Below are 20,387 nucleotides of genomic sequence, written 5' to 3'. Positions count from 1 at the left end.
ATGCAACCGGTCAGCCAAAGAGGCGCGGATCCAGCGCGAACGCTTCTTTGCCGATCACTTTCACGCTCGAAGCAAAATCCGCATGCATCGGGTTCAGCAGCAAGTTGAAGTCGGTCGGGCAGACGACTGACGGCACGCGCATCGCCAACGACTCGCCTGCCTCGAGCCAGGCCTGCCCGATCCGGGCGGTCGACTCCGGATCCTGCGACAGTACCGCCCAATCGTCCGGCAGGTCCGGCTGGTACGCGTTGTCATGGACGGTGTCGGGCACTTCCAGCGTCACTAAAAAAAATCCGCTGGCGGGCAGCAAGCCGGACATATGGACCAGTGCCTCGAGCAACGAAGTCGACGCGTGGCAGCAGGTGTACAGCACACGCATGCCGCGAGGATTCCAGCGGCCACCTGCGATCGCCGCTCCGTTGCCACTCAGGTCGTCGGCCAGGTAATGCCCCTTTCTTTCTTTCGCGAGACGATACAGCCTCACGCGACGACCCCGAACTGAGCACGGTTCAGGATGTCGCGCACCCGGTCGTAGCCGGGCTGTACGTCGAGCACGTCGACTGGCTTCAAACCGTCGAGCTCCGCGTTCGCGCGGCTCATCCACATCGCTGCGCGCTCGCTGTCCTCGAACAGATCGGTGGCGAGATTCAGCACAAAGAGCACGCGTGCAACGCGATCGGACTCGCCTTGCGACAGCCGGTCGTGTTTGGCGATTTTTCGCAGAATGGTCGAGCTGGGAAGGCTCAGCGCGCTCAAGAGGGACTGAACCGGCACGCCGAGCAACTCGCGCGCGACGCGCTCGATGATGACTGCATCGAAACCCTCGGCGATCGCACGCCGCTGCAACATTGGCGCCATCCGGCGAAAGGTGTCGAAATCGTCCCTGCCGGCGCCCAAGCCGTTCGAGCTGCCCGCCGGCTCCGCGACGCGGGATGCGGCAGCCCGCTTCGCAGGCTGACGGGACGCAGGTGTGGTTGCTGCCATTGCGACTCCCGAATGGGTTAATTGAAATTCCCATTTTATACATTCAAACGGGAATTTTCAATCTGCCAAACGGCATAGGCCAGACGGCATAGTCGCGACCAACGGGACCAACGGGACCAACGGCGCGCCACACTACACCGGCAGCGCGTGCGTCGAAAGAATCTCCTTGAGCACCATGAACGAGCGCACCTGCCGCACGCCCGGCAGGTACAGCAGTTGCTCCGCATGCAGCCGGTTGAAGCTCTCGTTGTCGCGCGTGCGCACCAGCATGAAGTAGTCGAACTCGCCGGTCACGACATGGCATTCGACGCATCCCGACACCTTCTGCGCGGCCTTCTCGAACGCGGCGAACGCTTCCGGCGTCGAGCGGTCGAGCACGAAGCCGATCACGACGAGCATGCCGGCCCCGAGCGGCTTCGGGTCGAGCAGCGCGACGATCCCGCGAATCATCCCCGTCTCCTTGAGCCGCTCGACGCGCCGCAGGCACGCCGGCGCGCTCAGCTTCACCTTCGCGGCGAGGCGCACGTTCGAGATCGACGCGTCCTGCTGAAGCTGCCTGAGGATCGCGCGATCGATGCGGTCGAGCACGGGCGCCGCATCGGCCGGCGCGGCCGGATTTCCACTTAATTTCATTGCGTCATCCTCCAGTCTGGCGAACCGGAATTGCCTGCATGGTTTCCGATTCGTCTTCAACGTAGGCCGACGATATTCATTTCGCAAGCTCATTTCGTGCGTGCTTGTCTATCATTTTTGCATCGGGACGCCGCTTGCCGGCATGTCCCGAACAGGCCGCTTCCCGTGCCACCCCGCCCTTCCGGAGACCAGACCCGATGAACCTGCAACGTTTCCCCCGGTATCCGCTGACCTTCGGCCCGACCCCGATCCAGCCGCTCAAGCGCCTGAGCGCGCATCTCGGCGGCAAGGTCGAGCTGTATGCGAAACGCGAGGACTGCAACAGCGGCCTCGCGTTCGGCGGCAACAAGACCCGCAAGCTCGAATACCTGATCCCCGACGCGCTCGCGCAGGGCGCGGACACGCTCGTGTCGATCGGCGGCGTCCAGTCGAACCAGACGCGCCAGGTCGCGGCCGTCGCCGCGCATCTCGGGATGAAGTGCGTGCTCGTGCAGGAACACTGGGTCAACTACGACGATCCCGTGTACGACCGCGTCGGCAACATCCAGCTGTCGCGGATGATGGGCGCGGACGTGCGGCTCGTGGCGGACGGCTTCGACATCGGCATACGCCGCAGTTGGGAAGACGCGATGGAAAGCGTGCGGCAGGCGGGCGGCAAGCCGTATCCGGTGCCGGCCGGCTGCTCCGAGCATCCGCTCGGCGGGCTCGGCTTCGTCGGCTTCGCCGAAGAAGTGCGCGCGCAGGAAGCGCAGCTCGGTTTCACGTTCGACTACATCGTCGTGTGCTCGGTGACGGGCAGCACGCAGGCGGGGATGGTCGTCGGCTTCGCGGCCGACGGGCGCGCGGATCGCGTGATCGGCATCGACGCGTCGGCGACGCCGGAAAAGACGCACGCGCAGATCACGCGCATCGCTCGGCACACGGCTGAAATCGTCGAACTCGGGCGCCGCATCGACGAACGGGACGTCGTGCTCGACACGCGCTATGCGGGCCCGGAATACGGACTGCCGAACGACGGCACGCTCGAAGCGATCCGACTGTGCGCGCGGCTCGAAGGCGTGCTGACCGATCCCGTCTATGAAGGGAAATCGATGCACGGCATGATCGACAAGGTACGGCGCGGCGAATTCGAACCCGGCTCGAAGGTGCTGTATGCGCATCTGGGCGGGGTGCCCGCGTTGAGCGCATACAGCGCCATCTTCCAGGAAGGCTGACGCACGTCGACGCACCGCGCGTCGTGTGCCCGCACACGATGCGCGGCCCGCGTACGCGCATTCGCCGACATCGATCGACACATTCGCCGCGCGCCACCTGCCGCGTCCCCTCAAGCTCGCTCGACGGTGCCGGGACGTGCCCCGCTGTCAGCGTTGCCGCCCGCCACCGGGCTCATCCCCGCTACACGCCACACCTGCCGCCCGGATGCGAATGCGCGCCGGCGCGCGCCAACTGCCGATCGCGATCGGGACACGTCGAAACCAACCATTCGTACGTGTATTAATCCCTGCCCGGCCGATTTAATACGCGTCCCATTTATCTCTTCCCCCCGGTTCCCGAAAATTGATCCCGGTCGAGTGGATCTCGACGTCGCTGATTGCCACGTCCGCATTTGACAGTTGCTAACGGACCCCGTCGCAGCGACATCCACGTCCGACCGATCAGGCAGGCAGCGTCTCAGCGCCACGCCCGCACGCCAGCGAAACGGACACAGCGGCGATGCGCCAGCCTTCTTCCGGCGCACGCGCCGCTCCGTGCGCGCCGCATCGGACACAACGTCCAACAACACGGAACCAAAGGGATCCATGCATACGACACTCGCGGAACGGCGAATCGAAGCGCCGTCTGCAGCCCGCGGGCTGCTCGCACGTCTCGCAGACGTTGCGTTCATCGCATTCGGCGCCGCACTGGCCGCCTGGATGTTCCCCGGCAACGGCACGCACCGGTCCGTCGAAATGGCCGCCGTGGCAAGCGCGGCGGCATTCGCGATGATCCTGTTTCCGGCGTTCGGCCTCTATCGCGCACCGTACGGCCGCACGACGCGCCGCATCGCGATCGTTGCGTCGGGCGCGTGGCTGCTCGCACAGGCCTGCTCCGTCATCCTGATGGTCTCGCTGCACGGCGCGCTGCTCGTCCCCGTGTCCTGCTTCGCACTCTGGACCGCGACGAGCGGCGTCGCACTCGTCGCGTCGCGGCTCTTCGTGCACCGGACGCTCACGCGCAGGCATGCGGGCGAGCGGCTGGTCGCCGTCGTGGGCACCGGCCCGCACGGCGCCGCCGTCCTCGGCCGGATCACGCAATCGCCTTCCGGATATCGCGCGGCCGCCATGCTGGACGTGGCGGGCGCATCGGGCGCGGCGCGGGACGCACACGCTGCTGGCGACGGCATGCGACGTTTCCACGCGCTCGATGCCTTCGCCGAACACGTGCGCTCGCACGCGATTCCGGAAGTCTGGATCGCGCTGCCGATCGCCGACGTACGCGGCGTCGAAAGCGTGCTCGATGCGTTCCGGCACGACCTCGTCAACATCCGCTTCATGCCCGACGTCAGCCGGCTCGCGATGTTCGACGCCGAAATGGTCGATCTCGTCGGCGCGCCGGCGTTCAACCTCGTCGCCTCGCCGTTGCCGCCGCACGCGCTGACGCAAAAGGCCCTGTTCGACCGCCTGTTCGCCGCGGCGGCGCTGCTCGGCACGGCGCCGTTGCTGCTCGCGATCGCGGCGGCGGTCCGGCTGTCGTCGCCGGGCCCGGTGCTGTTCCGTCAGCGGCGCAAGGGCGCGGACGGCAAGACCTTCACGATCTACAAGTTCCGCACGATGCGGGTCCACGCCGCAACCGCCGGCAGCGTGCAGCAGGCGACGCGGGACGATCCCCGCGTGACGCGAGTCGGCGCGTTCCTGCGCCGCACGAGCCTCGACGAGCTGCCGCAGTTCATCAACGTGCTGCGCGGCGACATGTCCGTCGTCGGGCCGCGACCGCACGCGATCGAGCACGACAACCTGTACCAGACGGTCGTCGACGGCTACATCCATCGCTACCGCGTCAAGCCCGGCATCACCGGCTGGGCGCAGATCAACGGCCTGCGCGGCGAAACCGACCGCATCGAGAAGATGCAGCGCCGGATCGAGGCCGATCTCTACTACCTGCGCAACTGGTCGTTCGGGCTCGACATGCGCATCGTCTTCGCCACCGCCACGCACGGCTGGATACACCGCAACGCGTACTGACACGCGCGACGCCGCCCGGCACCGCGTCGCCTTACTCAAGAGGACTGCTTATGGAAACCACTCCGATCGAGCGGAATGACACAGCGCGCCCGCGCGGCGCCTGTATCGGCCTGATGGTCGCGGCCAGCCTCGCGCTTTCCGCGTGCGCCTTCGCGCCCGGCATGCGGATGAGCGACGCGCCGCCGCCGGCCGGCACGCAATCGGCAGACGGCCTGCCGCCGTTCGAGATCACGACGATCGACACCGGCCTCGTCCGCGCGCAGAAGGCGCAGGCCGACCGGCAACTGGCCGCGCAAGCCGGCCTGCTGGCCGCGCCGCCGGCCGCCTACCGGATCGGCCCGGGCGACGTGCTGCAGATCACGGTCTGGGATCACCCCGAGCTCGCGGCCGCACAGGGCGCCGCGCCGCAGGCCGCGCCGCGCGCGGCCGATCCCGCCGCGGGCTTCGTCGTCGACCAGAAGGGCGGCGTGTCGTTCCCGTTCGCGGGCACGGTGCCGGTGGCCGGGCTGACCGCCGACGCGGCGCAGGCCCGCCTCGCCGCCGCGCTGTCGCGCGTCTACCGCGCGCCGCAGGTCACGCTGCGCATCGCGTCGTTCCGCTCGAAGCAGGTGTACATCGACGGCGAGGTCCGCACGCCCGGCGGCCAGCCCGTCAACGACGTGCCGATGACGCTGTACGAGGCGCTCGGCCGGGCCGGCGGCATGGGCCCGGAGGCCGACCAGAGCCGTATCGCGCTGGTGCGCGACGGCGTCACCCATCCGCTCGACCTGACCCGGATGCTGCGCGACGGCCGCAATCCGGCGGACGTCGTGCTCGCGGCCGGCGACCTGCTGCACGTGCCGGCGCGCGGCGACTACGGCGTCTACGTGATGGGCGAGGTCAACAAGCCGTCGCTCGCGCGGCCGCTGCGCGACGGCCGGCTGACGTTGTCGGATGCGCTGGCGCAGGCCGGCAGCGTGAACGCCAATACCGCCGACGCCGCGCAGATGTTCGTGGTCCGCGGCTCCGGCACGGATCGTCCGCAGGTGTTCCATCTCGACGCCCGCTCGCCCGTCTCGATGGTGCTCGCCAACGAGTTCGAGCTGCAGCCGAAGGACATCGTCTACGTGGACGGCAACGGCCTCGTGCGCTTCAGCCGCGTGCTGAGCCTGCTGCTGCCGAGCGTCACATCCAGCGCCACCGCCGCGGCGCTCGCCGTCAAATGATCGCCGGCGCCACGCTCCTCGTCGTATGCGTCGGCAACGTCTGCCGCAGCCCGATGGCCGAGGCGCTGCTGCGCGCGCGGCTGCCGGGCGTCGACGTGCAGTCGGCCGGCATCGGCGCGCTCGACGGCCGGCCCGCCGATCCGCACGCGGTCGCGCTGATGCGCGAACGCGGCCTCGACATCGGAGCGCATCGCGCGCGCCAGTTGCCGTCGTGGCTCGCCCTGCGCGCCGGCCTGATCCTGACGGCCGACCTCGACCAGAAGCACTGGCTCGAACGCCGGCATCCGTCGCTGTGCGGCCGCGTGTACCGCCTCGGCGACGGCGGCCGCTCGCTCGACGCCATGCGGCGCGGCTTCGACGTGCCGGACCCGTACCTCGGCCCGCGCGCGTCGTTCGCGCACAGCCTGTGGCTCATCGAGCGCGGCGTCGACGCATGGTGCGCGCGCATCGCGCCGCCGCCCGCCCCTTCCTCCCGCCTTCCGGACTGACCCGATGCCCCTTCCCCATTCGACCCAGCATCCGCCCGACCGCGCCGACGAGATCGACCTCGCGGCCGTGGTCGACGCCCTCGTCACCCGGCGCTGGCTGATCGCGCTCGTGACCGCCGCGTGCGTCGGCGCCGGCACGCTGTACGCGTTCCTGAGCCACCCGCAATACCAGGCCGACATCCTCGTGCAGATCGAGGACGGCGGCGACGCATCCGCGGCGAAAAGCCTGCTCGGCGACGTGTCGTCGCTGTTCGACGTGAAATCGACCGCCGCCGCCGAAGCGCAGATCCTCGCGTCCCGGCTCGTCGTCGCGCGCGCCGTCGACGACCTGCGCAGCTACATCGTCGTTCAGCCGAAGCGCTTTCCCGTCGTCGGCGATTTCATCTCGCGCTTCAACGCGGGCGTCACGCGCCCCGGCGTGTTCGGCATCGGCGGCTACGCATGGGGCGACGAGCGCGTGGATCTCGCGCGCTTCGACGTGCCGAAGCCGCTCGAAGGCGAACGCTTCGCGCTGACGATGCTCGACGGCGGACGCTACCGGCTGTCCGGCGCCACGCTGCCCGCGGCGGTCACCGGCGCCGTCGGTCGCGCGGAGCGGTTCCCGACCGCCGACGGCCCGCTCGTCGTCGAGGTCACGCGCTTCGATGCGAATCCCGGCACCCGCTTCGCGCTCGTGCGGCAGTCCCGCGCCGAGACGATCGATACGCTGCGTCGCGCACTCGACGTGCAGGAGAAGGTCAAGCAGTCCGGCGTGATCGTCGCGACGCTGCGCGGCCCGGACCCGCAGCGCCTGCAGGCCCAGCTTCAGGCGATCGCCGATCACTACCTCCGCCAGCACCTCGAGCGCAAATCCGCCGACGCGGCGCAATCGCTCGCGTTCCTCAACAAGCAGTTGCCGGCGTTGAAGCAGCAACTGGAGCACGCCGAGCAGCGCTATACGAACATGCGCAACGCGAACGGCACCATCGACCTCACCGAGGAATCGAAGCTGCTCCTGCAGCAGGCGGCCGACACGAAAACCCGCCTGCTGGAACTGCAGCAAAAGCGCGACGAGATGGCCACCCGCTTCGCGCCCGGCCATCCTGACATGGCCGCGCTCGACGCGCAGATCGGCACACTGCGCGGCCAGCAGCACCAGGTCGAGCGCCAGGTGAAACGCCTGCCCGATCTCCAGCAGGATGCGGTGCGGCTGATGCTCGACGTGAAGGTCGATACCGATCTCTACACGGCGCTGCTCGCCAACGCGCAGCAGCTCGAGCTGGTGAAGGCCGGGCGCACCGGCAGCGTACGGCTCGTCGATGCGCCGGTCGTGCCCGAGGAAACCGTGCGTCCGAACCGGCCGGTCGTGATCGGCGCCGCCGCGCTGCTCGGCCTGCTGCTCGGCACGTCGCTCGCGTTCGCCCGCAGCTTCCTGTTCGGCGGCATCGGCCATGCCGATGAAATCGAGCGGCACCTCGGCCTGAGCGTCTACGCGACGATCCCCGACTCCCCGGCGCAGCGCCGGATCGCACGGCAACTCGACGCGCGGATGCCCGGCACCCATCTGCTGAGCGTCGCGCATCCGCACGAGCCCGCGATCGAAAGCCTGCGCAGCCTGCGGACCGCCATCCATTTCGCGATGCAGGACGCGCGCAACAACGTGATGCTGCTGACGGGGCCGGTGCCGGGTGCGGGCAAGTCGTTCGTGTCGGCGAATTTCGCCGCGCTGCTGGCCGCGAACGGCCAGCGCGTGCTGCTGATCGACGGCGACCTGCGCAAAGGCCACCTGCACGACCATTTCGGCGTCGCGCGCGAGCGCGGCTTCTCCGGGCTGGTGACGGGCGCCCTCGCGCCGCACGACGCGATTCACGCGAACGTGGTCCCGAATCTCGATTTCATGGCGACCGGCACGCTGCCGCCGAACCCCGCCGACCTGCTCGCGCACGACCGCGTCGCGACGCTGATCGATACGCTGTCCGCCCGCTACGACGCGGTCGTGATCGACTCCGCGCCGATTCTCGCCGTCACCGACGCGGTCGCGCTCAGCCGCCATGCTGGCACGCTCCTGCTCGTCGCACGCGCGGGCGCCACGCGCCTCGCCGAGCTCGGCGAGGCTGCCCGGCGCCTCGCGCACAACGGCGTCGCCGCGAGCGGCGTGCTGCTCAACGGCGTCGACGCGCACGCGGGCCGCTACGGCTCCCGCTACGGCACCTATCGCTACACGCAATACGACTACGCGCCGCGGCGCGATCGCAGCCCCGGCTCGCCCGCGATGCGCGCGCTGCGCGCGTTCGCCGGCCGGATTCGACGCGGAGGTGCGCGATGAGCCAGACGCCCCGTATCGACGGCCCCGGCCGCGCCCGCCTCGAAGCCTCCGGGCCGGCCTTGCATGCCGCCGCACGCCCGGCGGCGGCAGGTACCGCCGCGCGTCCGCTGCGCGTCGTGCTCGTCGCGGAAGCGGCGGCCGGCGGCGTGGCGGTCCATCTCGCCAGCCTGATCGACGGGCTGCACGCCATCGAAGGCGTCGAGCTCCACCTGATCGTGCCCGACGGGCCGCGCTTCGACGCGTCGATCCTCGACGCGCGCGTGCTCGCGCGCTGCAAGTCGGTTCACCGGGCGCCGATGCGGCGCGCGGTCGGCTGGCGCGACGCCCTCGCCGTCCTGCACGTGTACCGGCTGCTGCTGCGCATCCGCCCCGACATCGTGCACAGCCACAGCTCGAAAGCGGGCGCCATCGCGCGGCTGTGCGCGGGGCCGTGGCGGCACGTCTACACGCCGCATGCGGTCTACACGCTCAACCCGCTGTTGAGCGCCCGGCAGCGCCGCTTCTACGGCGCGATCGAGCGCCTGCTCGGCCGCGCGTGCACGAGCCGGATCATCGCGGTGTCGCAAGACGAAGCCGCGCACCTGCACGACGCGCTCGGCATTCCCGCGCACCGCATCGACACGATCGTCAACGGCGTGCCGCCTGCCGCGCCGATGCCGCGCGCCGACGCGCGGCGCGCGCTCGGCCTGCCGGACGACGCGATCGTCGTCGGCTTCGTCGGGCGCTTCGACCACCAGAAAGGCATCGACCGCCTCGTGCGAATCGCGCGCGGCGTCTTCCGGCAATGCGGCGGCACCGTGCAGTTCGCGGCGATCGGCCCCGGCGATTTCAGCGCGGCGGCGGGCCCGGAAGCCGACGACGTGCCGCGCAACCTGCGCGTCGTCGGCCCGCTTCGCGACGCCGCCCGCTACTTCTCCGCGTTCGACCTGTTCGCGCTGCCGAGCCGCTACGAAGGCTTTCCCTACGTGTGCCTCGAGGCGATGGCCGCGCAGGTGCCGACGGTCGCATCGCGCGTGGCCGGCGCCGCCGAGCTGATCCGCTCGGCCGGGATCGGCCTCGTCGTGCCGAACGACGACGACACGACCGATTTCCGGCACGCCGTCGTCACGCTGGCGGGCGATGCGCCGCTGCGCCGCGCGATGCGCGCGAATTGCGCGGCGGCCGTCGAACGCTATTCCGCCGCGGCGATGGTTCGCCGCACGCTCATTCTCTACCGCGGTCTCGTTCACAAGGAGCCGACATGACGTCGACCACCCACGTCGCGCTGCTGCATGCGTACAGCGCGTGCAATTCCGGGGACGGCCTTCTGGTCGACCTGTCCGTCAAGCTGCTGAAGGAAGCACTCGGAAACACGACGCGCGTGTCGATCGTCGCGGCCGATCCGTCGTCGTTTCCGCAATACGGCGACGTGCGCGCGGCCCCCGTGCTCGCGGATCGCGGCGCGGCCCGCCTGCGCGGCGCGGCCGGCTTCCCGCTGCCCGTCGGCGCGAACGGCCGCCTGCGCGACCTGCGCCGCCTGCTGGCCGGCGCCGACCTGATCGCCGGCGTCGGCGGCGGCTACCTGCGCGCGCGCCATGCGGTCGAGGCGCTCAAGCTCGAAGCCGGGCATCTGCTGCAGATGCGTGCGGCGAAGGCATCGGGCAAGCCCGTCGTGTATCTGCCGCAAAGCATCGGCCCCGCGCATTACGCATGGCCGATGCGCGCGCAACTGCGCGGGCTGCTCGCATCGTTCGACAGCGTCTTCGTGCGCGACGACCGTTCGCTCGCGTTTCTGTCGGCGAACCCGAACACACGGCGCGCGCCCGATCTCGCGGTGCTCGAGTTCGAACGGCGCCGCGATGCGATCCTGCAGCGCGCCGCGCGCGCCGGCGCCGATGTTCGCCACGTCGCATTCGTGCTGCGCCGCGCGCCGGCGTGGAACCGCGCGCAGCGCGCCCGGTACGCGGCGTCGATCGCGCGGCTGATCGAGCGCGTCGGCGCGCACTGTCGCGTGACGTTCGCGGTGCAAAGCACCGGCCGCGGCAACGACGACGCCGCGTACTACCGCGACATCGGCATTCGGGACGCGCTCGTACCGCTCAGGACGCTGCTCGCGCACGATCCGCCCGACCGCGTCGTGTCGGTGCGCCTGCACGGTGCGCTCGAAGCGGTGCTGCAGGGCGTGCCCGCGTTCCACCTCAGCTACGAACGCAAGGGCTTCGGCGCGTACGGCGATCTTCACCTCGACGACTGGGTCGTCAACGGCGCCGGGTTCGATCCGGACGAGGCCGCCCGCACGATCCTCGCGCCCGGAGCGGCCGCCGCGTTCTGGCAGGCGGCCCGGACCGGGCTCGACCGGATCGGCGCCGCGCGCGAACGCGTGATCGACGCGCTGCGCGCCGCACGGCAGGCATGACGACGGCGGATCCCCGATGCTCATTCGACTTTTTCTCCGGTTCGCCGCGCTCGGCCTGAAGTTCGGCCTGACGCTCGTCGTCGCACGCACGCTCGGCTTCGACGCGGTCGCCGCCTACGGCCTCGCGGTCGCCGCGTCGGTCATCGCGTCGAAACTGCTCGGCCTCGGTTTCAGCTCGGAACTCAACCGCCGCCTCAGCCTGCGCGACCCGCTTCCCGCGATCCACGATGCCCGCGCGTTGGGCGTCGTGTTCTGCACGCTCTATCTCGTCGTCTGCGCGGCGCTCGCCATCGCGCCGCTTGCCGGCCTCCGCATCGACGCGTTCGGCATGCCGCCTCCCGTGGCGACCTGGATCGCGCTCGTCGCGCTCTCCGAGCACGCGGCCTCCGAAACGAACGCCTGGGTCTATTCGCTGCATCGCCCGCGCGCCGGTTCGCTGCTGCTGTTCGCCCGCACCGGCGCATGGGCCGGCATCGCGTGCGCCGGGCTGCTCGCCGGCGCGGTGCGTTCGATCGATACCGTCTTCGCGCTCTGGTTCGCCTGCAACGCATGCGTCGTCACCGCGTCGTGGCGCGTCGTCCGTGCGCACGCGCGCCACGCGCACCGCCCCGCCCGGTTCGACGCGTCGCCGCCCGCATGCCGCATGCTCGGCGTCTGGCTGAACGGCCTGCCGTTCTACGCGGCGGGCATCGTGCTGTCACTGCTGCAATATCTCGAACGCTTCGTGGCCGGCAGTCACGCGGACGCCGCCGCGCTCGGCCGCTACATCTTCGTGTGGTCGATCGCCAACGCCGTGCAGGCGGTCGCGTTCTCGACCGTCGTCGTCGCGGCCGGGCCCGGCTTCGTGCGTACGCTCGCGGACGAACCCGGCCGGCTGCGCACACGCATTCGACGCGCGACGGTAGCAAGCGCGGGCGTTGCCGCCCTGTCCGGCGTCGCCATCCTTGCCGTTCAAGACGACCTGTTCCGCCTCGCGCATGAATCGGGCGACACGCGGGAAGTCGCCCTGCTCGCGGTGCTGCTCGCGTCGTTCGTGCTGCGCGCGGTCGCGGACGTGCTGTGGACCGCGGCGATCGCGCTGCGCGCCGGGCTCGCGACGATGCTGTCGATGGGCGTCGTCGCAGTCGTCTGCGTGCCGGCCGCCTGGTTCCTGACCGTGCATTTCGGCATGCCGGGCGCCGCACTCGCGCACCTGACGGCCAGCGTCGCGATCGTCGCCGTGCTCGCACGGCTCGTCGCGCGCGGCGCACGCGCCGGCACGCCGCGCGCAACCCTGGAGACCCTGCCCGATGCTGCATAAGCTGACCGAAGCCGGGCCCGCGCTCAGCCGGGGATTGAGATCCGCGATCGCGACGCTGGCCGTATTGCTGTACTGGATCGTCTATGCAAAGGCCGGCGCGTTTCTCCCCGAATACGTGTTCCGGGACGCCGACAAGATCCAGAGCCAGATCGGCGGGTCCGGCGACTACGACGGCACGTCGTTCGATGCGGTCGCGAAGTTCTACGCGATGCTGGGCGCTTCCGGCACGCACGTGCTGACCGCCGCGATCGGTGCGCTGTGCATCTGGATGACGATCGCGCACGCGCGCCGCGTCGGGTCGCTCGTCGCGAGCCTCGTGCTGCTCGCGCCGTGCGTATTCTTCAACCTGTTCGTCGCGAGCAAGGACACGCTCGTCGTGCTGATGGCCATCGTGCTCGCCCGCGTCGCGCAGCGCCGCTCCGTGTTCGTCACCGTCACGGCCGCCGTCGTGCTGTACGGCGGCTACGCGGCCGTCGTGCGCGGCTATTTCGCGCTGATTCTCGCGATCGCACTCGCCGCGCTGCTGTTTCGGCGCGGATCGTGGGGCCGCAGGACCTGGCTGATGCTCGCCGCACTGCTCGCGCTGTTCCTGCTGCCGAACGACATCTATTACCTGCTGCAGCATCCGCGCGACATGGCGGCCGACTATCTCGCACACGGCTCCCCGTTCGGCGCACGCACCAGCTTCCACAACCTCGTCGCGCCGGATTCGTTCGGCGCGTTCTGCATGAACTACCTGTACGCGCTGTCGCGGCTGAATCTGCCCGTGCTGTTCTCGCCGGGGCCGAAGGAAATCGCGATGCAGGTGTTCGTCTGGATCGCGCTGGCCGCCGTGTGGCGCCGTGCGCGCCATGACACGAAGCCTGCCCGCGACGTGCTCGCCGCGCTCGTCGTCGGGCACATCGCGGTGTCGATGCTGTTCGAGCCCGACCTGGGCAGCTACACGCGCCATCTGTCGAGCGCGGCGCTGCTGTGCGCCGTACAGTTCGCGACGGTGTCGCGCCCGGCGCGCAGGCCGGGCCGGCGACCCGATGCGCCCGGCATCGCCGTCGTCAACGCCCCGGCCGCCGTCCCCGGCACGCCCCCCGCCCGACGTCACGACCGCCCGTCGCGAGGGCGGCATGCGTGACGCCATGCGCGAACGCGCGTTCTTCCCGAACATCCAGGGCGCGCGCGCACTCGCCGCGCTCTCGGTGGTCGCCTATCACATGCACGTGCTGCCGTTCGGGCAGGCCGGCGTCGACGTCTTCTTCGTGATCAGCGGATTCATCATGTCGTGGGTCGCACCGGACGAAGGCCGTGCGTTCTTTCGCAAGCGCCTGATCCGGATCGTGCCGCTCTACTGGCTGACGACGATCGGCATCTACGCGATCGCCGTGCTGCGTCCGCAATGGCTGAACACGACGACGGCCGCGCCCGAATACCTGGTCAAATCGCTGCTGTTCGTGCCGTACGTCAAGGAAAACGGCCAATGGGGCCCGCTGAACCTGAACGGCTGGACCCTCGAATACGAAATGCTGTTCTACCTCGCCGTTGCGGCGAGTCTCGTGCTGGTTCGCGCCCGCCGTGCGACGGCGTGGGCCGCGCTGATGCTCGCGTCATTGTGCCTGTGGATCGAGATCGACGGCACGCCCGGCACCGTCGTCGATCATCTCGGGCGTCCGGTCGTGCTGGAGTTCGGCCTGGGTGTCGTCGCGTACCGGGTGCTGCAAACCGGCATCGCGAGCCGCATCGCCGCACCGGTATGGGCGGTCGTGGCGGTCGGCGCGGTCATGACGATTCCGCTGTCCCACGCCGTATACGGTACGCCGCAGGCATTCACACGGATCGCGCTATGGGGCGTGCCGTCGTGCGTGCTGATCGTTGCGCTGGTCGCGCTCGACATGCGCAACCGGACGATCACGAACCGGATGGTGGCGGCGCTCGGGTCCGCCAGTTATTCGATCTATCTGATCCATCCGTACGTCATCGGCATCGCCGACAAGATTCTCGGGATGCGCGCGGGCCTCCAGACGGGGGCCGGCATCGTTGGTGCGTGCGCCATCCTGGTCATCGTCTGCGTGGCCGGGCATGTCTGCCACGTCCGGATCGAACGACCGATGGTAGCGGCGCTGAACCGACATACCTCGGCGTCGCGCAAACCGACGACACCCCCCTGATCGCGCAGATTTCGTCCACGCCCGACAGAGCGCATGAGAAATGCACGCGGCAGGCGACTCAATACGCTCATCTCGGCGAAGCCGGTGATCGAAAGGACTGAACTGCCGTCGGTTCGTCGGCCTATGCTTCCAGCATATAAAAATGCGAGGAATGAAGCCCGGAAACGGGTTCACCCTCGCATTCGTCAAACCAGGCAACCGCCGTGATATCGGAAATTGCCCCTCGCCTTGCTTCTCGCCGACCGGCGTGGCCATGCGCCGATCAATCGGCTCGGCCATCGTCGTGATGCGAATCCGTCACGCCGGCATCGATATCGCTGTACCACGCTCCGTCGATTCGATCTCGACAACACGTGCCAAACGCGAACGCCGCCCTATTCTCACTGATAATCCAGCAACACGGTCATCGCACCGCTTACCGTGCCCAGCGTAACCTTCGCATCGGTCTTGATATACGATGCTAGCATCGGAACCGCATACGAACCGCCCGTGGCCTTTTCGTAGGCATTCAGCTTGATCGAGGTGCCGAAAGTCGCCGGCACGCCCTTGTCGTCGGTAATCCGGAGCTTCACGCCGCTGGCGGTCGACCCGGTGCCGAGCGGCAACACCCCCGGGGCATTCGCGATCGCGCCGCCACGCGGCTGGAGTACATAGCCGACCCGGTTGTATCCCTTCGGACAATTCTCGACCCGGATCTGGAAACTGTGAGCACCCACAGTCGAACCGACGTCGCCGAATTTATTCAACAGTGCACCCGGCAACGTCACATTCTGCGCCGGCGTCGAGCAGGTGCCGTCGATCGGCGTGACTGATCCCTGAAGGTAGATATTCAATTCGCGGCCGTTGGCCATATAGAGCGAGAAATAGCCCGACCTGGTCGTCCCTAGCGATCCCCTTTGAATGGGAGTGCCGCCGCTAAGCAGTTGCACTTCGAGCGGTTGAGAGAATTCGATCCGTTTTTCAGGCGTAGCCTCCTGGTTATCAATGGGTTTTCCTTCGACCAACAGACGCGCCAACACACCCGTCACGTTCGTCGCAATCGCCGGGCCATTTCCCCACGCGGAACCACCATAGGGGAAGAGTAAGTTTGAAATTATGGAGCACTTCGATAACCCGCACGCCTCCATCGGCGAAATGTAATGCCGCCCCAGCACGACATAACTGGCAGTGATCCTCGGGAACGCAATCTCCATCCCGAATGCAGTGATGTCGGTCGCCCGCGCCGATTGCAATGCTCCAGCCGCCAGCAACACGAGCGGCACCATCGTGCATAGCGCGCGCATCCGGCGCGGTCGCGTCAAGTCGTTTGTCGTCATCTCGTCACTTCCTCTTTCCTGGTATTCACTATCGGATCGCACGGCGGCGGCGCTACGTGAAGCGCCGCCCGGTCGCCGTGTCGGCAAACCCGGACACATGTCACTGCGCATCGCACACCGCATCGAACCGCCGCACGGCATTGTTTCGCGCGCTGCTTTTTGCGACAGGCAACGCGTATCGGATTGAACACAGCGCGTTCGCGTCTTCGCTCCAGCGCACGGTCAGCGTCCCGTTGTCGTCGAGCCCGCGCGCGAAGATCCGGCCACCCTGCCCGACGACGCCAATTTCCTTGCCCGACGAATCGACCACCGCCGCGCCGAACGGCAGCGTGCCGCCGTCCGCACGACGCGCGTCGATCACCGCCGATTTTCCCGATATCGTCTGGAACGACAGCATCGGCACCGCACCGGCGCGCGGCGCAATCTGCTGCGTCGTCGCCTTGATTTCGACGTCGGTCGACAAACCTTCCGGATCGAGTTCGATCGCATTCATCGAATACGGCGTCAGATAGGGCACGACCGCATACCCGCGCCAGTCGACACGCGCGCCCGGTGAATTGAGCACGCGCGCACCCGCCGCATCCGGCGCATTGACGATCGCGAAGGTTTCCGACAGCGGCTGCGCGAACGTGATGCCGCCACGGTGCGCGACCACCCCGCCGCGGATGCCGAGCGAGCCCTGTTGATAGCCGGTGCCGGCGCCCGCCGTGGCCGATACTTCGCCATAGGCGCCGCGATAGACGACCGAGCCGCTGCCGTCGTTGCTCGCGCTGCCGCCACCGCCGGACGAGCGGTTCGCCGTCACGCTGTACGACAGCCGATCGTCGTGAAGCGACGAGCCCGACACCGTCGCGAGCGCCTGCGTCTGGCCGTTCGTGTTGTGCGAGAAGCTCGTCGTCGCCATCGTCGACGACGTCTTGCCGAGCGGGATCGTCGCGCTCACGTAGTACTGCGTTTCGTTCCGGCCCATGCTGTTCTGCTGGCGAAGCACCGAAACGCCGTAGCTGACGTTGCGGAACGTGTTCGAATAGGACGCCGAGTAGCTGACGTCCGAACCGCCGCGATTCCAGTAATTCATCGCCGACACGGAGAGCGCCAGCCGGCCGCCGCGGTCGCCGAACGCCTGGTTGACCGTCAACGACGCACGGCTGCGCTGCCGCGCCACCGAGTCGACCGACCCCCGGTTGTCAACGCGTTCGCGCACGAGCATCGCGTCGTTCAGCCCGAAATAGCCGCTGGTCGAATAGCGATAGGCGGCGATCGTCACGTCGGTTTGCGTCTGCGTGATCGACTTCGAGTAGCTGACGCGCGCACTCGTCCCGTTGAAGCGCTTGACGCCCGGCACCGAGGTCGACGCCTGCGTGACGTCCATCCCCAACGCGCCGAACGGCGTGTTGAACGCGCTGCCGAGCATCACCGAGAGATAGCCCTGCGCGGCGGTAACACCGCCGTACCCGGTCAACAGATTCGTGATGCCCTGCTGCCACGTGCCCTGCATGAACAGCGGATTGCGGTCGCTTTGCGTATCGCGCACCGTCCCCGCGACGAAGCTGTAGCGGTGAATGCCGGGCCGCAGCGCCATCGGCACCGCCGCATACGGCACGCTGAACTGGTGAACCGAACCGTTGGCCTCCGTCACCGTCACCTTCAGGTCGCCGCCGTAGCCCGTCGCGTACAGGTCGTCGATCTCGAACGCGCCCGGCGCGACGGTCGTCTCGTAAATCGTCACGCCGTTCTGGCGGATCGTCACCTTCGCGTTGCTGTTCGCCACGCCGCGAACGACCGGCGCATAGCCGCGCATCGACTCCGGCAGCATCCGGTCGTCCGACGCGATCTGCACGCCACGGAACTGCGTCGAATCGAACAGTTCGCCTGTCGTATACGATTCGCCGACGGTCAACTGCGCTTTTAACGCGGCGAGGTCTCGGCGCACATAGGTTGCGATATCCTGATACTTGCCGCCGCCCGCCGTCGCCCAGTTGTACGAGCCCTCGTGCCGGAAATGCCATGGCCCGAGGTTCATGCCGGCCGTGAGACCAACGTAGCCTTGCGTGAGCGTCGGCCCGCCGGAATTGCGATGCGTGTAGAGGTTCGCGTTGTAGTTCAGCATGCCCATCGTCACGCCGGAATCCCAACGATTCGGGCCGACGTAGCCGCGCGGGCTACGGCGCAGCACGCTTTGCGGAATGCTCAGGTTGAGCCGCTGCTCGTCGAACGTGAAAACGGCCAGCGCGTCGGGAATCGCGTCCGGCAGCGCCATGCAGGCGTGTCCGTCGCGCAATTGCGCGAGCGCATCGGCATGCAGCCGTTCGACGTCGACGCCGATATCCTGCAGCAGCCGCTCGTCGAAACACGGTTGCGCGTCGATCGACTTCGCGGACGCGCGGAACGTGACCTGGGTGCTCGTGACAAGGTTGTCGTTCACGTAGACGTCCACGGCATACATGCCCGGCATCACCGCGTTGCCTTTCTCGAAGCGCGACAGATCGGCCGCGTTGCGCCCGCCGTCAGTCAGGAAGCCGCTGTCGAACTGCACGCTCGCCACCTGGGTCGCCACGGCTTGCGCGTTCCCGGCGCCGGCCAGCGGCACCTGTTCGGCGCCGGCGGATGCATGCCAGCCGGCAATCGCCGACATCACCATTGAAGTAATCAGACTGACGCGCGGCGCAGAGCGCGTACCAGCACCGCATCCAATAAGTCGATTCATTTTTTCTCCGAATTTACTTCGGATAACGAAATTCTTTATTCGATCGTCCGAAATTTATGTCGTTTGCTGGATCGCACGAGTTCGAAATCAGCCTGCAGGTACTTCCTGTGTGACCGGCACGATCGAACCGGGCCACACGTGCCTGTTATCAGTCGTTTCGCTTGCCACCGATATCGCTTCTCTTGGGCGGCCGGATCGCACCCCAGTCGTCGATGATGCTGTAGTCGACCGTCGCCCGCGCCGGCACGGCGCCGAGCTCCTGAACGTCGAAGGTGGCGGAATCCTGCGGGCGAATGAAGCCCGGTTGCAACACGTACTTGCGCCCTTCCGCCTCGAGTTCGATCGCACCGAGGTTCACGACGTATGGCCCGGCATTGGTCGCCTTGAGCGCGACGCCGCGCCCATCCTGCTTCGAAACGATCGTCCAGCTCACCTGGTCGGCCGCGTTGGCCGCGCTACCCGGTAATCCTGCCGGCCGATACATCATTTTGATCCGCGAGCGGAATGCAAGTTGAATCCGGTTCGCGTCGTCGTTGCCTTCCACTTTCGGCGGCACTTCCAGCACGTTCAGCCAGAACAGCGATTCGCGGTCGGCAGGCAGCGGCTCGCCGGCATACAGCACCCGCAGCGACTGTCCCTTGCCGGGATCGAGGCGGAACATCGACGGCGTCAGCGCGAACGGCACGACGATCTGTTCCGGCGACTCCTTCGCGTTGCCGGTATCGATCCACGCCTGAACGAGTGCCGGCGAATTGCCGTCGTTCATCAGGCGCACCGTGACTTCACGGCTCTCGCCCGGAAAAACGACACGCGTTCCGGTAACCACGACGCTCGCCTGTGCGCATTGGGCCCACACGGTCGCGCATAGCGCGAGTGCTGCCAGGGATTTCGGCATCCTCCAGTTCATAGGTCAACTCGTTTGGTAGATCGTACAAGCCGCGGCTCCGGGCGGAGCGAGCTTGAAGATGGGTCAGGGAGAAATGGGAAACCACCCTGCACGATGCCGGGCGGCTTCCCCGTGCGAGACTTACTGGTAGTCGAGCGAGTACTGGATGCGCGAATTCGCGGAGCCGGCGGTTGCCTTGCCGGTTGCGTGGTATTCAGCGTAGTAGTTCAGCGTGGCGGCGCCGTCCTTCAGCGCGACGACCTGCGAGTTCTGCTGCGAGCTCGCGAGGCCTGCCTTGATCTGTTCCTGCGCATCGTTCAGCAGGCTGATCTGGACGTTCGACGCGACGGTATCTTCCGCGCCGGTCGACACGAGGTTCAGGCGGCCGCTGGCGGTATCGACCGTGCTGCCCGCTTCGAACACCGTCGACACCTTCGTCGACTCGCCCGTGCAACCGCTCAGCTGGATCGAGAACGGCGTGCGGCCTGCCACGTCGCCCGAGTTTGCCAGCGCGTTCACCGACACGCTCGGCAGCTTGACCGTCATGTTCTTGTCGCCGGACGCACCGCCGCCCGCGCTGATCGTGCAGGTGGTCGACAGCACCTTGCCGTTGAATGCGATTTCACCATCGGCAGCCATCGCCGGCGACATCGATGCGATGATCGCAACCGCTGCCGCACCCTGAATGAAACGAGCTACATTGAGTTTTTTCTGCATACAGTCACCCTAGATTCAGTTTATTTAAATGAAGCCACTTAAATGAAGCGTTACTCCCGCAGCGCATATCC

Annotated in this window: 17 protein-coding genes; 10 read left to right on the top strand and 7 right to left on the bottom strand. The window is 67.9% G+C overall.

Annotation, left to right across the window (positions count from 1 at the left end):
- Window positions 1-10: 10 nt before the first annotated feature.
- From GQ57_RS02385 to GQ57_RS02375, 3 genes are all read right to left on the bottom strand, one after another.
- Window positions 11-484 (bottom strand): RES family NAD+ phosphorylase, encoded by a 474-nt coding sequence (locus tag GQ57_RS02385; RefSeq protein WP_031397367.1) that lies wholly within the window; start codon window positions 482-484, stop codon window positions 11-13.
- Complete coding sequence (locus tag GQ57_RS02380) at window positions 481-984, bottom strand: antitoxin Xre/MbcA/ParS toxin-binding domain-containing protein (protein WP_034196969.1); 504 nt, start codon at window positions 982-984, stop codon at window positions 481-483. The genes GQ57_RS02385 and GQ57_RS02380 overlap by 4 nt, the downstream gene beginning before the upstream one ends.
- A gap of 132 nt (window positions 985-1,116) precedes the next feature.
- A complete protein-coding gene (locus GQ57_RS02375; RefSeq protein ID WP_031397365.1) occupies window positions 1,117-1,617 on the bottom strand; it encodes an Lrp/AsnC family transcriptional regulator in 501 nt (166 codons plus the stop codon).
- Between the two features lie 197 nt (window positions 1,618-1,814).
- Here GQ57_RS02375 and GQ57_RS02370 point away from each other — a divergent pair, with 197 nt between their 5' ends.
- The 10 genes from GQ57_RS02370 to GQ57_RS02325 all read left to right on the top strand — a co-directional run bounded on the left by GQ57_RS02370 (window position 1,815) and on the right by GQ57_RS02325 (window position 14,690).
- The gene (locus GQ57_RS02370; RefSeq protein WP_034196968.1) at window positions 1,815-2,831 is read left to right on the top strand and encodes a 1-aminocyclopropane-1-carboxylate deaminase; all 1,017 of its coding nucleotides are present in this window, start codon (window positions 1,815-1,817) and stop codon (window positions 2,829-2,831) included.
- Window positions 2,832-3,416: 585 nt separating this feature from the next.
- Window positions 3,417-4,838, top strand: coding sequence for an undecaprenyl-phosphate glucose phosphotransferase (locus GQ57_RS02365; protein ID WP_052001012.1), 1,422 nt, complete (start codon window positions 3,417-3,419; stop codon window positions 4,836-4,838).
- Window positions 4,839-4,888: 50 nt separating this feature from the next.
- Complete coding sequence (locus GQ57_RS02360) at window positions 4,889-6,043, top strand: polysaccharide biosynthesis/export family protein (protein WP_031397362.1); 1,155 nt, start codon at window positions 4,889-4,891, stop codon at window positions 6,041-6,043.
- Window positions 6,040-6,531, top strand: coding sequence for a low molecular weight protein-tyrosine-phosphatase (locus GQ57_RS02355; RefSeq protein ID WP_034196967.1), 492 nt, complete (start codon window positions 6,040-6,042; stop codon window positions 6,529-6,531). The genes GQ57_RS02360 and GQ57_RS02355 overlap by 4 nt, the downstream gene beginning before the upstream one ends.
- A 4-nt stretch (window positions 6,532-6,535) precedes the next feature.
- A complete protein-coding gene (locus GQ57_RS02350; protein ID WP_034196966.1) occupies window positions 6,536-8,836 on the top strand; it encodes a polysaccharide biosynthesis tyrosine autokinase in 2,301 nt (766 codons plus the stop codon).
- Window positions 8,833-10,080: a glycosyltransferase gene (locus GQ57_RS02345; protein ID WP_034196965.1), complete on the top strand. Its 1,248-nt coding sequence runs from the start codon at window positions 8,833-8,835 to the stop codon at window positions 10,078-10,080. The genes GQ57_RS02350 and GQ57_RS02345 overlap by 4 nt, the downstream gene beginning before the upstream one ends.
- Window positions 10,077-11,231, top strand: a complete 1,155-nt coding sequence (locus GQ57_RS02340) for a polysaccharide pyruvyl transferase family protein (protein WP_034196964.1) — start codon at window positions 10,077-10,079, stop codon at window positions 11,229-11,231. The genes GQ57_RS02345 and GQ57_RS02340 overlap by 4 nt, the downstream gene beginning before the upstream one ends.
- A gap of 16 nt (window positions 11,232-11,247) precedes the next feature.
- On the top strand, window positions 11,248-12,531 hold the full coding sequence (locus GQ57_RS02335; RefSeq protein ID WP_034196963.1) for a lipopolysaccharide biosynthesis protein: 1,284 nt from the start codon (window positions 11,248-11,250) through the stop codon (window positions 12,529-12,531).
- On the top strand, window positions 12,521-13,660 hold the full coding sequence (locus tag GQ57_RS02330) for a hypothetical protein (RefSeq protein ID WP_034196962.1): 1,140 nt from the start codon (window positions 12,521-12,523) through the stop codon (window positions 13,658-13,660). Before GQ57_RS02335 ends, GQ57_RS02330 begins: the two co-directional genes overlap by 11 nt.
- Window positions 13,653-14,690 carry an acyltransferase family protein gene (locus GQ57_RS02325; protein ID WP_052001010.1) on the top strand — a complete coding sequence of 346 codons (1,038 nt, stop codon included), beginning with the start codon at window positions 13,653-13,655 and terminating at the stop codon, window positions 14,688-14,690. Before GQ57_RS02330 ends, GQ57_RS02325 begins: the two co-directional genes overlap by 8 nt.
- A 380-nt stretch (window positions 14,691-15,070) precedes the next feature.
- Here GQ57_RS02325 and GQ57_RS38455 read toward each other — a convergent pair whose 3' ends face one another.
- The 4 genes from GQ57_RS38455 to GQ57_RS02305 all read right to left on the bottom strand — a co-directional run bounded on the left by GQ57_RS38455 (window position 15,071) and on the right by GQ57_RS02305 (window position 20,316).
- Complete coding sequence (locus GQ57_RS38455) at window positions 15,071-16,006, bottom strand: fimbrial protein (RefSeq protein WP_200877965.1); 936 nt, start codon at window positions 16,004-16,006, stop codon at window positions 15,071-15,073.
- A 100-nt stretch (window positions 16,007-16,106) separates the two neighbouring features.
- Complete coding sequence (locus GQ57_RS02315) at window positions 16,107-18,641, bottom strand: fimbria/pilus outer membrane usher protein (protein ID WP_235215004.1); 2,535 nt, start codon at window positions 18,639-18,641, stop codon at window positions 16,107-16,109.
- A gap of 220 nt (window positions 18,642-18,861) precedes the next feature.
- Window positions 18,862-19,608, bottom strand: a complete 747-nt coding sequence (locus tag GQ57_RS02310; RefSeq protein WP_235215003.1) for a fimbrial biogenesis chaperone — start codon at window positions 19,606-19,608, stop codon at window positions 18,862-18,864.
- Window positions 19,609-19,740: 132 nt separating this feature from the next.
- Window positions 19,741-20,316, bottom strand: coding sequence for a fimbrial protein (locus tag GQ57_RS02305; RefSeq protein ID WP_052001007.1), 576 nt, complete (start codon window positions 20,314-20,316; stop codon window positions 19,741-19,743).
- Window positions 20,317-20,387 lie beyond the last annotated feature (71 nt).

It is taken from the genome of Burkholderia sp. MSh2 (genome assembly GCF_000731655.1).
GTDB classification, from domain to species: Bacteria; Pseudomonadota; Gammaproteobacteria; order Burkholderiales; family Burkholderiaceae; genus Burkholderia; species Burkholderia paludis.
Note: the sequence above shows the minus strand (reverse complement) of the source record. Positions and strands in the feature narration are given on the sequence as shown.